Source organism: Propionicimonas sp. (assembly GCF_047606205.1).
Lineage (GTDB): Bacteria > Actinomycetota > Actinomycetes > Propionibacteriales > Propionibacteriaceae > Propionicimonas.
In genome coordinates, this window is record NZ_JASGES010000201.1 from 1 (window position 1) to 14,326 (window position 14,326).

General features: G+C 71.2%; 17 protein-coding genes. 13 read left to right on the top strand and 4 right to left on the bottom strand.

Annotated elements, in window-relative coordinates; genetic code table 11:
• Nucleotides 1-848, bottom strand: an 848-nt coding sequence (locus QM633_RS12740) for a bifunctional transcriptional activator/DNA repair enzyme AdaA (protein WP_415154135.1), incomplete at its 3' end; no start/stop codon positions are given.
• Nucleotides 849-1,061: 213 nt separating this feature from the next.
• Here QM633_RS12740 and rplU point away from each other — a divergent pair.
• From rplU to QM633_RS12795, 11 genes are all read left to right on the top strand, one after another.
• Nucleotides 1,062-1,370, top strand: a complete 309-nt coding sequence (rplU, locus tag QM633_RS12745; RefSeq protein WP_415154136.1) for a 50S ribosomal protein L21 — start codon at nt 1,062-1,064, stop codon at nt 1,368-1,370.
• A 10-nt stretch (nt 1,371-1,380) separates the two neighbouring features.
• Nucleotides 1,381-1,641: a 50S ribosomal protein L27 gene (rpmA, locus tag QM633_RS12750; RefSeq protein WP_415154137.1), complete on the top strand. Its 261-nt coding sequence runs from the start codon at nt 1,381-1,383 to the stop codon at nt 1,639-1,641.
• A 101-nt stretch (nt 1,642-1,742) separates the two neighbouring features.
• On the top strand, nt 1,743-2,471 hold the full coding sequence (locus QM633_RS12755; RefSeq protein ID WP_415154138.1) for a hypothetical protein: 729 nt from the start codon (nt 1,743-1,745) through the stop codon (nt 2,469-2,471).
• Nucleotides 2,472-2,605: 134 nt separating this feature from the next.
• Nucleotides 2,606-4,102, top strand: a complete 1,497-nt coding sequence (gene obgE / locus QM633_RS12760) for a GTPase ObgE (RefSeq protein ID WP_415154139.1) — start codon at nt 2,606-2,608, stop codon at nt 4,100-4,102.
• Nucleotides 4,095-5,252, top strand: a complete 1,158-nt coding sequence (gene proB / locus QM633_RS12765; protein WP_415154140.1) for a glutamate 5-kinase — start codon at nt 4,095-4,097, stop codon at nt 5,250-5,252. Before obgE ends, proB begins: the two co-directional genes overlap by 8 nt.
• Entirely contained in the window at nt 5,249-5,911 is a 663-nt protein-coding gene (locus QM633_RS12770; RefSeq protein WP_415154141.1) for a SemiSWEET family sugar transporter, read from the top strand. Before proB ends, QM633_RS12770 begins: the two co-directional genes overlap by 4 nt.
• A gap of 36 nt (nt 5,912-5,947) precedes the next feature.
• Nucleotides 5,948-7,189 carry a glutamate-5-semialdehyde dehydrogenase gene (locus tag QM633_RS12775; RefSeq protein ID WP_415154142.1) on the top strand — a complete coding sequence of 414 codons (1,242 nt, stop codon included), beginning with the start codon at nt 5,948-5,950 and terminating at the stop codon, nt 7,187-7,189.
• 134 nt (nt 7,190-7,323) lie between these two features.
• Nucleotides 7,324-7,458 carry a hypothetical protein gene (locus QM633_RS12780; protein ID WP_415154143.1) on the top strand — a complete coding sequence of 45 codons (135 nt, stop codon included), beginning with the start codon at nt 7,324-7,326 and terminating at the stop codon, nt 7,456-7,458.
• Nucleotides 7,455-8,102, top strand: coding sequence for a nicotinate-nucleotide adenylyltransferase (nadD, locus tag QM633_RS12785; RefSeq protein WP_415154144.1), 648 nt, complete (start codon nt 7,455-7,457; stop codon nt 8,100-8,102). Before QM633_RS12780 ends, nadD begins: the two co-directional genes overlap by 4 nt.
• Nucleotides 8,099-8,476 carry a ribosome silencing factor gene (rsfS, locus tag QM633_RS12790; RefSeq protein ID WP_415154145.1) on the top strand — a complete coding sequence of 126 codons (378 nt, stop codon included), beginning with the start codon at nt 8,099-8,101 and terminating at the stop codon, nt 8,474-8,476. Before nadD ends, rsfS begins: the two co-directional genes overlap by 4 nt.
• On the top strand, nt 8,473-9,084 hold the full coding sequence (locus tag QM633_RS12795; protein WP_415154146.1) for a histidine phosphatase family protein: 612 nt from the start codon (nt 8,473-8,475) through the stop codon (nt 9,082-9,084). The genes rsfS and QM633_RS12795 overlap by 4 nt, the downstream gene beginning before the upstream one ends.
• A 3-nt stretch (nt 9,085-9,087) precedes the next feature.
• On the opposite strand, the gene QM633_RS12800 is transcribed toward QM633_RS12795, so the two are convergent.
• Together QM633_RS12800 and QM633_RS12805 are read right to left on the bottom strand one after the other, a co-directional pair.
• On the bottom strand, nt 9,088-10,527 hold the full coding sequence (locus QM633_RS12800) for a DUF1501 domain-containing protein (RefSeq protein WP_415154147.1): 1,440 nt from the start codon (nt 10,525-10,527) through the stop codon (nt 9,088-9,090).
• An 11-nt stretch (nt 10,528-10,538) separates the two neighbouring features.
• A complete protein-coding gene (locus tag QM633_RS12805; protein WP_415154148.1) occupies nt 10,539-12,173 on the bottom strand; it encodes a DUF1800 family protein in 1,635 nt (544 codons plus the stop codon).
• Between the two features lie 174 nt (nt 12,174-12,347).
• Here QM633_RS12805 and QM633_RS12810 point away from each other — a divergent pair, with 174 nt between their 5' ends.
• Both QM633_RS12810 and QM633_RS12815 read left to right on the top strand, forming a co-directional pair.
• Entirely contained in the window at nt 12,348-13,061 is a 714-nt protein-coding gene (locus tag QM633_RS12810) for a dienelactone hydrolase family protein (protein ID WP_415154149.1), read from the top strand.
• Nucleotides 13,062-13,311: 250 nt separating this feature from the next.
• Nucleotides 13,312-13,557: a hypothetical protein gene (locus QM633_RS12815; protein ID WP_415154150.1), complete on the top strand. Its 246-nt coding sequence runs from the start codon at nt 13,312-13,314 to the stop codon at nt 13,555-13,557.
• 16 nt (nt 13,558-13,573) lie between these two features.
• On the opposite strand, the gene QM633_RS12820 is transcribed toward QM633_RS12815, so the two are convergent.
• Nucleotides 13,574-13,858, bottom strand: coding sequence for a hypothetical protein (locus tag QM633_RS12820; protein WP_415154151.1), 285 nt, complete (start codon nt 13,856-13,858; stop codon nt 13,574-13,576).
• Between the last annotated feature and the right edge of the window lie 468 nt (nt 13,859-14,326).

Below are 14,326 nucleotides of genomic sequence, written 5' to 3' on the forward strand. Positions count from 1 at the left end.
CCCGGCAGGAGCAGCGTGCGCGCGTAGCGGTCGGGTCCCGCGTCCTCGACGCCCGGCACCGCCCTGGCCGCCAGCCAGGCGAACACCCCGTCCGCATCGAATGGAGGTCGCAGCGGAAGTGCCAGCCGGATCCGCACCTCACCGGCCGTCCGGTCGGATCCGTTGCCGCCGATGGCCGGGCGGGAAGCCGGCCGGTCGGCGAGGCGGGACGGACGGGTCGCGCGCAGCGCGGACGGAGTGCGGTCGTAGACCTCGGCGACGGTGTCGTTGAACTGGCGGATGCTGCCGAAGCCGGATGCGAACGCGATGTCGCCGATCGGCAGGTCGGTGGAGACGAGCAGTTCTCTGGCCACCTGGGCGCGGTGCGCACGGGCAAGGGCGAGCGGTCCCGCGCCGAGTTCGCCGCCGAGCAGGCGGTTCAGGTGGCGGGTCGTATAGCCGAGCCGGGCCGCGAGCCCCGGCACGCCCTCGCGTTCGACGACGCCGTCGGCGATCAGCCGCATCGCCCGCGCCGCGGCGTCCGAGCGCAGGTTCCACTCCGGCGAGCCGGGGACGGCGTCCGGCAGGCATCGCCGGCAGGCGCGGTAGCCCGACTCGTGCGCGGCCGCGCTGGTGGCGAAGAACTCCACGTTCGCCGGCTTCGGCGTCCGCGCGGGGCAGGACGGACGGCAGTAGATGCCGGTGCTGCGGACGGCCGTGACGAAGGCGCCGTCGAAGCGGGCGTCCTTCGTCGCGACCGCGCGGTAGCGCTGCTCGAAGTCCATGCCGACCAGCATGGCAGGGGAGGAGCACTCGAACGAGCGGAAATCGGACCTGGCGGTGGCGACGGAGTCCCCCCAGCCCGGCACGGCGAAGAGGAGAATGGACTCGTGGCGTCCGGCCGATCCGGTGCGGCGGACGCGATGCTGGTTTGACCCCCTCCACCGAGGGGCCGTAGTCTTGACCCTCGGTGCTCACTGGGCAGGCTATGCGTCGCCCGGGGCATCCAGCAGAGCACACAACTCATCCCGTCGGGGTGGGCGGGCTGCTTGTCGGAGAGAGCTTAAGGAAGTAGGTCGGGCGTGTACGCGATCGTGCGCAGTGGTGGCCGCCAGCACAAGGTTGCTGTGGGCGACATCGTGGAGATCGACAAGGTCAGGGCGTTGGCCGGTGACAGCGTTTCGCTGACCCCGCTGCTGCTCGTCGACGGCGACAAGGTCACCTCGGATGCCAAGAAGCTCGGCAAGGCGCGCGTCACCGCCGAGGTGATCGCCGAGACCAAGGGTCCGAAGATCCGAATCATCAAGTTCAAGAACAAGACCGGCTACAAGAAGCGCCAGGGCCACCGCCAGCGCTACACGCAGGTCAAGGTCACGGGCATCGAGAGCTGAGGCAACTGAGATGGCACACAAGAAGGGCGCATCGTCCTCCCGCAACGGTCGCGACTCCAATTCCCAGCGCCTCGGCGTGAAGCGCTTCGGCGGCGAGCAGGTCAACGCCGGCGAGATCATCGTCCGCCAGCGCGGCACCCACTTCCACCCCGGTGAGGGCGTGGGCCGTGGTGGCGACGACACCCTGTTCGCGCTGCGCGCGGGCAAGGTCGAGTTCGGCACCCGCCGTGGCCGCCGCGTGGTGAACATCGCGGTCGCGGACGCCGAGTAGGCGCGAACCCCGCACCAGTAGCTGAGGAAGGCGGCCCCTACGGGCCGCCTTCCTCTGCGTTCGCCGACCTCGCCCGGGGACCCCGCGGTTAAGATCGCGGCATGCTCCGGACGCGAGGTCGCGCTGCGCTGACCGTGCTGGCCGCCGCGGCGGCGCTCCTGCTCACCGGCTGTGACACCTCCGGCACCGTCGAGGTGGTCTCCGCCGACGAGCTCACCGTCGACCTGGTGTTCACCGACCTGGAACCCGCCAGCTGCACCCCGGTCGACAACAGCACCGTGCACGTGACCGCGATCCCTGTCTCCGAGGGCGGCGGCACGGTCTCGTGTCATGTGCAGGGATCCGTGCAGTTGTCCGCGCTGGAGAACACGGTGAGCTTCACCACCATCGGCGACTACGCCGTGCTCGCCTCCGACTTCCGCGGGATCGACACCGCCGGAGGAGGTCTGGACCTCTCGGTGGTCGTCCCGGGGGAGGTGGTGGCGGCCAGCCAGGGCGTGGTCTCGCGCAACTCCGTTCACTACGTGGGCTCGGTCGCGGCGCTCGCCGAGGATCCACTCACCGTGGTCTCCTCCACGCGCCCCCGACCACCTGCGGCCGTCTTCGCCGTGGGCGGAGTCCTGGTCGGTGCAGCTGCCACCCTGCTCGTCGTCGCCGTCCGGCGGCGTTCGGCCGCAGCCCTCGATCCTGTCGTAGAGGACGCGCCGGGAGAGGGGCCGGAGCAGCCGCAGGACGCCGCCGTGTCGGCCGAGCCGGCCGCCCCCGGCGCGGCGGACCAACCTCCGCCGCCGCCCGACCACTCGATCTGGGCTCCTCCCGACGATGACTGAGCCGACAGCTCCGGCGCGGTCCCCCGCGCGTCCCCGCCGACCGGAACGGCTCCGGGGCGAGGGGCACCGGGCCGATAGGATGTCTGCCTGAGCCGTCGTCCCGTCGACGGCCCGTCCGATCCGGAAAGTTCGTCGTGGCCATCCCTTCCTTCATCGACCGCACGGTGCTCACCGTCGCCGCCGGCAACGGCGGGCACGGCTGCGCGTCCATCCGGCGGGAGAAGTTCAAGCCGCTCGGCGGCCCCGACGGGGGCAACGGTGGCAACGGGGGCTCGGTCATCCTGCGGGTCGATCCCGGCCTGACGACGCTCGTGGAGTTCCACCGCCAGTCGGTGCGCAGGGCATCCAACGGCCAGCCCGGACGCGGCGACTTCGCCAACGGCGCCAACGGTGAGGATGTCGTCCTCGCCGTGCCCGACGGCACGGTCGTCCACGACGGCGACTCCGGGGTGGTGCTCGCCGACCTGGTCGGCCCGGACGCCGAGGTCGTGATCGCCCACGGCGGGCGCGGCGGGCTCGGCAACGCGGCGCTCGCGTCCGCGGCGCGCAAGGCTCCCGGTTTCGCCCTGCTCGGCGAGGAGGGCGAGTCGCGGCAGATCACCCTCGAACTGAAGGTGGTCGCCGACATCGGCCTGGTCGGTTTCCCCAGCGCGGGCAAGTCCTCGTTGATCGCCGCCGTCTCCCGCGCCCGTCCGAAGATCGCCGACTACCCGTTCACCACGCTGGTCCCGAACCTCGGGGTGGTGGTGGCCGGCTCGACCACCTTCACCGTCGCCGACGTGCCCGGGCTGATCGAGGGTGCGAGCGAGGGCAGGGGGCTGGGCCACGACTTCCTGCGTCACATCGAGCGGTGCCGGGCCATCGTCCACGTGATCGACTGCGCGACCTACGAGCCCGGGCGCGACCCGCTCAGCGACCTCGACGTGATCGAGGCCGAGCTCGCCGCCCACGGCGGCCTGGAGGACCGCCCGCGGATGGTGGCGCTGAACAAGGTCGACATCCCGGACGCCGCCGACCTCGCCGCCATCGTGACCGACGACCTCACGGCCCGCGGCCTGCCGGTCTTCCCGGTCTCCACCAAGACCGGAGTGGGCCTGCAGGCGCTCACTTTCGCGATGGCGGAACTCGTCGCAGAGCGGCGCAGCCGTGAGGCGGCCGCGCCGGTGAAGCGGATCGTGATCCGTCCCGAACCGGTTGCGGGCGGCCCGGAGTTCGCGATCTCGCGGCAGGGCGACGGCGAGGGCGGCTTCGTCTGGCGGGTCCGCGGCGAGAAGCCCGAACGCTGGGTGAAGCAGACCGACTTCAACAACGCCGAGGCCGTCGGTTACCTCGCGGACCGGTTCGCCCGACTCGGCATCGAGGAGGAGCTGCTGGCCATGGGTGCGCTCGCGGGCGACGCGGTGGCGATCGGCGGGGAGAACCCGGTCGTGTTCGACTTCGCCCCGCAGATCGAGATCGGCGCGGAGATCCTCTCCCGTCGCGGCGAGGACCAGCGCCTGGCCACCGAGCGTCCCGCCGCCCAGCGCCGGCGGGCCAGGGACGCCGAGTACCACGCGTCGAAGGCCGCGGAGCGGGAGGCCGAGCAGTACACGCGCCTGGCCGCGGAAGGGCTGGACGACGACGATGAGTGAGGCCGGCGCGTCCGCGGCCACCCCGGCCCGGACGGAGGTCACGGGCGCCCGCAGGCTGGTGGTGAAGGTCGGCTCCTCCTCGCTCACCGACGCGAGCGGCGCGCTCGATATCGCTCGGATGGAGATTCTCGTGGACGCGCTGGCCGCCGCCCGCGGGCGCGGCCAGGATGTGGTGCTGGTCTCCTCCGGCGCCATGGCCTCCGGCATGGGTCCGCTGCGGATGAAGCACCGCCCGCGCGACCTCGCGAGCAAGCAGGCCGCGGCATCCGTGGGCCAGGGGCTGCTGCTGGGGCGGTACGGGTCACTGTTCGCCCGGCACGACCTCACTGTCGGCCAGGTGCTGCTCACCGTCGAGGACGTCACCCGCCAGGACCACTACCGCAACGCGTTGCGCACCTTCACCCGGCTGATCGAACTCGGCGTGGTGCCGATCGTGAACGAGAACGATACGGTCGCCACCCACGAGATCCGCTTCGGCGACAACGACCGGCTGGCCGCGCTGGTCGCGCATCTGGTCGGCGCGGACGCGCTCGTCCTGCTCAGCGACGTGGACGCGCTCTACACCGAGCACCCGTCGCATCCGGACGCCCGGCCGATCCGGCTCGTGCCCGACATCGAGGAACTGGTCGTCGACACGTCGGGACGCGGCGCAGAGGTGGGCACCGGAGGCATGGAGACCAAGCTGCAGGCGGCGCGGATCGCGGCAGCGTCCGGCATCCCCGTGGTCCTGGCGGCGGCCGAACGGGTGTCGGACGCCCTGGAGGGCGCACCGGTGGGGACGCTGTTCCTGGCGACCGGCAAGCGTCGCGCCCGCAAGCTGATGTGGCTGGCCTATGCGTCGGTCTCCCAGGGCGAGCTCGTGCTGGACGCAGGCGCGGTGCGGGCGGTCACCGAACGCAAGGCCTCGCTGCTGCCCGCCGGCATCGTCGAGGTGCGCGGCTCGTTCCGGGCCGGCGATCCCGTCCGGCTGGTCAGCGAGACGGGCGCCGTGGTCGCCCGCGGCCTGGTCGGCTACGACTCCGCCGACCTTCCCGGCATCATCGGACGCAGCACCCGCGATCTCGTCGCGGAGCGCGGCGCCGGCTTCGACCGCGAAGTCGTCCACCGCGACGACATGGCCGTCCGGGCCAGGAAGAAGCGTGGCTCGTGACCCCGGTGGAGCTCCTCGGCTGGATGGCGGCCCTGGTCGGCACGGTGCTGGGGCTTCCGCAGCTGATCCGGCTCGCTCGCACCCGAAGCACGGCGGGGCTGTCGCTGTTCGGGTGGCAGGCGATCCTCGTGCTCAACCTGATCTGGGCGCTCCATGGGATCAAGATCGGCCAGCCCAACATGATCGTCACGAACTTCGGCGGCCTGGTCACGACCTCGATCGTGCTGGTGCTGTTCACCAGAGACCTCGGCCGGCGCCTGCTGCCGGTCGTGCTGCCGAGCCTGCTCGCCGTCGTGGTCCTGGTGGCGGTCGACCTGGGCCTGGGCAGCACCGCGTTCGGGGTGGCGTCGCTGGTGCCGGCGATCCTCGCCAACGCCGGCCAGATCATCGAGGTGGTGCGCTCACCGTCGGTGACCGGGGTGTCCCCGGTCTTCCTCGGGCTCGGCCTGCTGAACCAGCTGCTGTGGCTCAGCTGGGCCGTGCTGCTGGACGAGGCGTCCTCGAAGATCTCCTCCTTCCTGCTGGTGCTGATGATCGCCTTCAACCTCACCTGGTACCTGCTCCGGCGCGCGGGCCTGCGGGCCTTCTTCGCCCGCCCCGTCGAGACCGTCGAGGTCGCCGCGGAGCTCACCGGTGAAGCGGAGCTGACCGGACAGTGAGGGCCTGGGCGGTGGGCCGCCCGTATCCTTGCCCCCATGACCTTCGCCGAACAGGCCGCCTCGGCCACGGTCGCCGCCCGCGTCCTCGCCGTGCTGGCTCGTGCCCCGAAGGACGCCGCGCTGCACGCGATGGCCGACGCCCTCGCCGCGGCGTCGGGGCCGGTGCTGGCCGCCAATGCCGAGGACGTCGCCGCCGCCCGCTCGGCCGGCACCCAGGAGTGGATGGTGGATCGGCTCGCGCTCACCCCGGCGCGGATCGACGGGATGGTCGCGGGCCTGCGGTCGCTGGCCGGACTGCCCGACCCGGTGGGCGACGTCGTGCGCGGCTGGACCAACCCGAACGGGGTCCGGGTGCGCCAGGTACGCGTCCCGCTCGGCGTGGTCGGCATCATCTACGAGGCGCGTCCGAACGTGACCGCCGACGCGGCGGGCATCTGCCTGAAGTCGGGCAACGCCGCGCTGCTGCGCGGATCCTCCTCCGCCCTGGCCTCCAACCGAGCGATCGTGGCCGCGCTCCGCGACGGCCTGGCCGCGTCCGGACTGCCCCGGGACGCGGTGCAGCTCGTCGAGGGCGACCGGAGCGTCACCGGGGAGATGATGGCCGCCCGCGGGCTGGTCGACGTGCTGATCCCGCGTGGCGGTGCCGGGCTGATCAACGCGGTCGTGGACGCCTCCACCGTGCCGGTGATCGAGACCGGCACCGGCAACTGCCACCTGTTCGTGGACGCGTCCGCCGACGTCGACATGGCGCTGGCGATCATGCTCAACGCGAAGGTGCAGCGGCCGAGCGTGTGCAATGCGCTGGAGACCCTGATCGTCCACGCCGACATCGCGCCCACCTTCCTGCCCAGGGCACTGGCTGCGCTCGCCGAGGCCGGCGTCACCGTCCACGGCACCGCCGAGGTGCGCGCGTACTCGCCCGAGGTGGTCGCCGCGGGTCCTGACGAGTTCGACGAGGAGTACCTCTCGCTCGACCTGGCCGCCCTCGTGGTCGCCTCGCTGGACGAAGCGGTCGCGCACATCCGCGTCCACAGCACGGGGCATTCGGAGACGATCGTCACCTCCGACCGGCGCTCCGCGGACCGGTTCACCGCGGAGATCGATGCGGCCGCGGTGCTCGTGAACGCCTCGTCGCGCTTCGTGGACGGCGGCGAGTTCGGCTTCGGCGCGGAGATCGGCATCTCCACCCAGAAGCTGCACGCCCGCGGCCCGATGGCCCTGCCGGAGATGACCTCGACGAAGTACATCCTGGACGGCGACGGTCAGACCCGCGGCTGAAGTCCGGATCGCCGAAAGCGCACACGCCACGGGGGATCTCGCCGGCGCGGACGAGCGTCGGCAGCGTGCGGGGCGCAGACCAGGGTTGGCCGGAGGGTGACCGGGAAAAGCCGGGCCCGTGTAGGATCCGCGGCATGCAGACGCTCCTTGAGGCCGCGGTCTACGACGTCACGGTGCCGGTGGTTGTCGGGGTGGTCGCCTTCGGCATCTTGCTGACCGGCCTCGGCTACGTCCGCCAGATCGGCAAGGGACGGCCGCACGCCAAATGAGCGAGACCCCGATCGCCTGGGACCGCAGCGGCTCCCGGCGGCTCCGCCTCGGCGTGATGGGCGGCACGTTCGACCCGATCCACCACGGCCACCTGGTGGCGGCCAGCGAGGTGCAGGCCCGGTTCGCGCTCGACGAGGTGGTGTTCGTCCCGACCGGTGAGCCGTGGCAGAAGGCGGGCAAGCACGTGTCGCAGGCCGAGGACCGATACCTGATGACGACGATCGCGACCGCGTCGAACCCCCGGTTCTCGGTCAGCCGGGTGGACATCGAGCGTCCCGGCCCCACCTACACCGTCGATACGCTCAGGGACATCCGCAAGGTCCGCCCCGGGCCGATGGACCTGTTCTTCATCACCGGCGCCGACGCGCTGAGCAAGATCCTCACCTGGAAAGGCGTGGACGAGCTGTTCGACCTCGCCCAGTTCGTCGGGGTGTCCCGCCCAGGTGTCCCGCTGGGGGAGAGCGACATCAGGCATCTCCCCGAGGACAAGGTGACTCTGCTCGAGGTGCCGGCCCTGTCGATCTCGTCCACGGCCTGCCGTGATCGGGTCGCCCAGGGCCTGCCCCTGTGGTACCTGGTGCCGGACGGCATCGTCCAGTACATCGCCAAGCGCGGGTTGTACCGCGTGAGAGGAGACTCGTGACCGCCACCGAACACGCCCTTGAGATCGCCCGGACCGCGGCCAGGGCCGCCGTGGGCAAGCTCGCCAAGGACCCGGTGGCGTTCGACGTCTCCGACCGGCTCGCGATCACCGACGTCTTCCTGATCGTGACCGCGGGCAACGAGCGCCAGGTCGGTGCCGTCGTGGACGCGGTCGAGGAGGCCCTGCTGAAGGAGGGCGTCAAGGCGGTGCGCCGGGAGGGCGACCGGGAGAACCGGTGGGTACTGCTGGACTTCCTGGACGCCGTGGTGCACGTCCAGCATGCCGAGGAGCGGGCCCTGTATGCGCTGGAGCGGCTCTGGAAGGACTGTCCGCGCCTCGATCTCGGCCCGCTCGACGAGTCCGCCGCCGAATGACGGCCGCCCGAGTCGTCCTGCTGCGGCACGGCGTGACCGACTGGAACGACGGCGGACGGTTCCAGGGCCACGCCGACGTGCCGCTCAACGACCTCGGCCGTGCGCAGGCCGCGGCTGCCGCACAGCGCCTCGCCGGAATGGGGATCGCGCGGGTCTTCGCGTCCGACCTGAGCCGGGCGGACGAGACCGCGCGGATCGTGGCGGAGCGCTGCGGGCTCGGGGTCGGCACCGACCCGCGCCTGCGGGAGGTGGATGTCGGGTCGTGGTCGGGGCTGACCATGGAGGAGGTGGGCCGCATCGATCAGGACTTCTGGCCCGCCCTTCAGGAGGGGCGCGACTTCCGCAGGTCGCCCGAGGGCGAGTCGGCCACCGAAGCCGGCCGGAGGGTCGCGCTGGCCGTGCTGGACCACGCCGAGGCGGCGGCCGACGGCGAGGTGGTGCTCGCCGTGGGTCACGGACTGTCCCTGCGCGTGGGCGCCCTGGCGCTGATGGGTCTGGAGTACTCGCACGCACGGCTCTTCCGCGGGATGTCCAACTGCCACTGGACGGTGCTGGAGCCCGGCGAGGAGTACTGGCGGCTGCGCGCCTACAACGAGGGTGCCGCGTGAACCTCAGGCCACACCGAGCGCTCTGCCGGGGGTGAAGCCAGGGAAGACCTGGTCCAGGTTGCTGTTGCCGAGCCGCTTGCTGACGATCTCGGAGAGGGCCTGCCGGTAGTCGGTGGTGATCGGGACGTCGCCGTCGGTGAGGTTGTCGGGGCTCAGGCTGGTCGGCATCGACCCGTACACCGTGCCGCCCTTGATCGAGCCTCCCATCAGGAACATCAGGTTGCCGTGGCCGTGGTCGCTGCCGCCGTCCCCGTTCACCTCCGCACGCCGCCCGAACTCGCTCATCGTGACCACCGTGACCGAGTTCCACCGGCTGCCGAGATCCGTCCGGAAGGCGGCCAGGCCCTTGGAGAAGTCCCGTGCCAGGGTGGAGAACTGGCCGTCGGCGTCTCCCGGCCGGCCGAGGTTCTGGTGCATGTCCCAGCCGCCGTAGTCGATGCAGGCCACCTCCATGCCGAGGTCGGCCTTCGCGAGTCTGGCGATGTCCTTCAGCCCCTTGCCCCAGGCGGTGTCGGGATAGCTGGCGCCGTGGGCCGGGACATACGTCTGCGAGCGGACGGTGCCGAGGCTCGTCACCGCGGTCAGGGTGGCCTGTGCCTGGGTGGCGAGGACACCGCCCGCGTCGCCGTAGATCGCTCCGAGGTCGGCGACGAGCCGGTCTCCGTCGTTCCAGGCGGATTCGAGGGTGAAGGAGTCGACGCTCGACATCGCGATCGACTGGTAGGCGTTGGTGGTCAGCGAGAGCACCACCCGGTCCCCGATGGTGATGCCGCGGAAGGTCCCGGACTCCGACGAGGAGGAGGCGATGTGGCGTCCGATCCACCCCGAGCGGACATTCGCCTTCGCCGCCCTCTCGCACAGGTCCTGATCCTCGAAGTGGGACCGCTGGACGCCGGGGTGGCCCGATCCGAGGACGACGGCGAGCTGGCCGTCGGCCCAGATGCCGTTGAGCGCGGAGAAGTTGGGGTTCAGCACGTAGTCGGAGCTCAGCGCGAGACCTGTGGTCACCCGGGTCGTGCCGCGCAGCTTGCCGTAGTAGCTGTCGTTCGGCAGCCCCAGCGCGGCCAACCCGTCGAAACCGCCGCGCAGGAACACGCAGACGAGCAGGTCGCCGCCGGTGCCTGCGGCGAAGGAGTAGCGCGGTGCCGCGGACGCGGCGAGCAGTCCGCCGAGCCCGATCAGCGAGCCGCGGAAGAGACCGCGCCGGCCCAGCCGCGGGCCGGTGGGGGCGTGCTCGACGGCCGGGTCGTCCACCCGCCGGTTCGGGCGCAGGGCGGCGACGAGGTCGTTGGCCTGCCGCGGCGTGACCACGCGGGTCCCGCCGTCGACGGTGGCGAGCAGCCGGTTCTGCGACTCGTCGTGGTGGTGCAGCGGCGTGATCAGGTCCTCGTGCAGCAGCGCCTCGCCGCGGCGCAGCGACCGATCCAGGTCTGTCGGTGCCATCGGTCGTCCTCTCAGCGGAGCATGAAGTAGGGGGAGGCGAAGATGAAGTGCAGCGCGGGTCCGAGGTTGTTCCTCACCTGGTCGGAGCTGAGTGTGGTGCCGGTCCCGGTTCCCTTGAGCCGGCCGGCGACGATGTCGAGGTGGGCTTGCGTCCACCGGTAGCCGGTGAGGTCGGTGGTCAGCCGCTTCGCGACGTCGGTGATCACCTGGCCCTTCTTGACCCCGAGCGCCTTGGCCCAGGTGGAGTACTTCGAGGGCCACTCGGAGTCGCTGCCCCAGTTGATCCGGGCGTTCGCCGAGTACCAGTGGCCGAGCAGCGCCTGGGTGGCCATCCAGGCGCTCGCCTGGTCGGGGTAGCCGTCCACGACGGGCCACATCCGCGGCTGATGGTTCTCCAGGTAGAGCAGCCACTGCACGGTGCCGGTGATGCCCCACACGTTCTTCGACTGGGTGGTCGTGGTGTGGATGGTGGAGGGCCGGCGCAACTTCACCATGGTCGCCATGGTCTCCTGCGGGCGGCGCCATTTCGCGCCGACGGAGTCGGCGAACTCGTCGCTGCGCAGCAGGGCGCGCATGACGGCGGCCAGCGAGGTGTCGTTCGCGAGGTACACCGCGGCGAGGTGGGACAGCAGGCCGTCGGACGGGGTGTCGGAGACGTACCGGACGGCGAGTCGCTCGGCGATCCGCCGCGCGGTGCCCTCGTGGTGGGCGAGGTAGGACAGGTACGCCTTCAGCGCGGCGGGTCCGTCGGCGGCGGTCGCGTTGGGGTGGGTGAACCCCATCACCGAGATCTTCCCGACGTGGTGGTCAGCGGGGTGGTAGCGGTAGCTCCGCTTCGTCCAGTCGATGCCGTGCCCGGTGAGCATGAGCGCCGACTGGCGGACATCCTCCTCGTCGTAGTGCCCGACGCCGACGGTGTGCAACTCGAGGAGCTCGCGGCCGAGGTTCTCGTTGGGGCTGTCGGCGGAGTTCACCTGGTTGTCGAGGTAGAGCAGCAGGGCGGGATGCCGGACGGCCGCGTAGAGCATCTTCGAGTAGCTGCCCAGCGCGTACTTGCGCAGTACGGCCCAGTCGAACCAGGCGACGAACTCGCTGGCCTTACCGTCCGCCGAGATGTACAGCTGGTCGGCCATCGTGTCGACCATCGACTCGTACAGGTGGCGGCGGGTGAACACCTGCCGGATGGTCCGGGTGACGCTCATCGCCTTGCCGGCCTTCCACGCCTGCTTCTTCGACGCGACGTAGGCCTCGTGACCGGTCATGGTGGCGTAGCTCAGATACTTCTTCACGATGCCGTCGGCCTTGGTGTCGCTGATCTTCTGCCAGGCCAGTTGCTTGTCGATCCACGCCTTCGTACCCGTCCTGGCGATCTGAGCGGCGAGGGACGCGGTGGGCGCGGGCGAGACGCGCCGGGCGAGATGCCAGGCGGTGGACGAGGTCAGGTCGAGCCCGCTGGCGAGCTCGGAGATCGTGGCCGGCAGCACCGGGGAGAGGGGACGCGCCGGTCCGGCGCCGAGCGCTTCGGTGGCCGTCCCGAGGGAGGAGAGCGCGAGTCCACCGGCAGCGGCCAGGCCGAGCGCTGCCCGACGGGAGGGCGCAGGGACCGGCGGCCCGGCCGGGACCGGGGGAGGCGGAGCTGTCGTCATCAGGCCACCTTGGGGGAGAGGTTCGGGGTCTGTTCCGGTGGCGCACACGATAGAGGATGCCGGCGCCGCTGCGCAGGGGGCCCGACAGCCGGCCCCCGGACACGGGCGGCGCCGGCTGCCGAACAGGCCGCTGTGGCCCTGTCGGAGGCCCGTGGCGGTGTCTAGCATGCGCTCATGCTGAATCTCGAACTCTCCGACGGCACCGCCGAGGCGATCGTCGCGACTCCAGGAGCGGGCAGCGGGCCCGGTGTGCTGATGTTCATGGACGCCTTCGGGCTGCGCCCGCGGATCGAGGAGCTCGCGCAGCGTGTCGCCGGGTGGGGCTATGTCGTGCTCGCGCCGAACGTGTTCCACCGCGACGGCACCGTCGAGGAGCTCAGGCCGGACGGGCCGCCCGACTGGCAGGCGATCGCGCCGCGGATGGGCCGGCTGACGACCGATCGGGTCGAGGCGGACATCGACGCGTATGTCGCGGCACTCGAGGGCCTTTCGCAGGTCGCGGACGGCCCGATCGGTGTCGTCGGGTTCTGCATGGGCGGTCGGCTGGCCGTCCGCACGGCCAGTCGGTACCCCGAGGAGGTCGCGGCGTGCGCGGCACTGCACACCGGCGGGCTGGTGACCACCGAGGACGATTCGCCGCACCTCGGTCTGGGCTCGGCCAGGGCGGCCTTCCTGTTCGGGCACGCCGACAACGACCGGTCGATGACCCCGGAGCAGGTGGAGACGCTCGGCGGCGCGCTCGATGCCGCGGGGCTGGAGGCGACCAATGTGATCGTTCCGGGGGCGGCTCACGGCTACACGATGTCTGACACGCCCGCCTGGAACGAGGAGGCCTTCGAGTGGGCCTTCGCCGAGCTCCACGAGCTGTTCGATCGGACGCTGCACTGACCGCTCGGGTGTCGGTGTGGTCACCCGAATGGGGTCTGACTAGCGGGTGTCCTGCTCGCCTAGATTTCGACATGGCTCCTCCCGGGTGGGTCCGCCAACCTCCCGGGAGCACGGATCACGCCGACACGTTTGGAGGGGGCAGCCGGCTTGATCGTGATCGCTGGAGGCGTCGTGGCCGGGTTTTCGCCGCGACGCCTCCAGCGAAGCCGCCGGCCTCCGCACAACGCGGTGGCGGTCTAGGCTCATCTCCATGGCCGTCACCCGCGAAGAGATGATCCGGATCCTCGCCGAGGCCGACCCGGTCGGGCTGATCGCAGCCGGAGGGCCGGCGGACGAGTACGCCGCCGAGGCGGACGAGATCCTCGCGCTACAGGGCGTCCCACAACTGACCGAGATCACCGGCGTCTTCGCGGTGAGCTTCAGCGAGCCGGGAGCCTGCAGCAGGGAGACGGCACGCTGGATCGCGGAGGAGATGGTGCGGCGCTCGGGCGGCTGAGCCGTGGCCGCCGCCTTCAGGAGGCGGGGAAGGTGCCCATCAGGAGGGCGATGACGGCAAAGGCGAAGAAGGCGAGCACGAGCCAGCGGCGGCGCCGGGCGTGCCGGTGACCGGCGTCGCGGTGGTCCGGCGGTGCGGCGTCCGCCAACTCCCTGGGGATCGGGCCGAGGAGGGTGACGGGCTCCCGGTGACCGGGGTCGACATCGTCACGTTGCGGGTCCTGGAGCGGGCCGCCCGGAGTCAGCCAGCGGGCGGTGACCGGATCGAATCGCTCCGCAGGTGGATGCAGCACACGGGCCATGGCACCAGCCTCGCATGAAACCGGGTGTCCGGCTGTGCCCACGGCGAGGTGAGGATGGTCGGAAGGCGCTGTTGCTGTTCCACCACGACCGGGAACGACTGCTCCAGCGGGGAGAAGCGGTGTACCTGGAACAGCTCACACCACGTCTTGGGGTACCAGGCTTTCCGGGGGCATCACCTGTTCCGAACGCCGGACACTTGCGGGGGCACGGGAGTGGCAGGCACGCTAGCAGTCGACTTCGCCGTCAGAATGATGCCGTGACCAACGGCTTCGCGGAGTACCGGGACTTCCTGGACGCGGCGCGAAGGCTGCGGCACACCGTCGAGGTGGCCGCGAGTTCCCCGGGTTTGTGTCGGCGGCGTATCAACTCGGCTCAAAGTACGGTACCACCACCCTTCTGGACGGCGTGCACTTCAAGAAGTCGAACCGATCTCCCAAGGCATGGGACATTTAGGTCCGGAAAGGCCA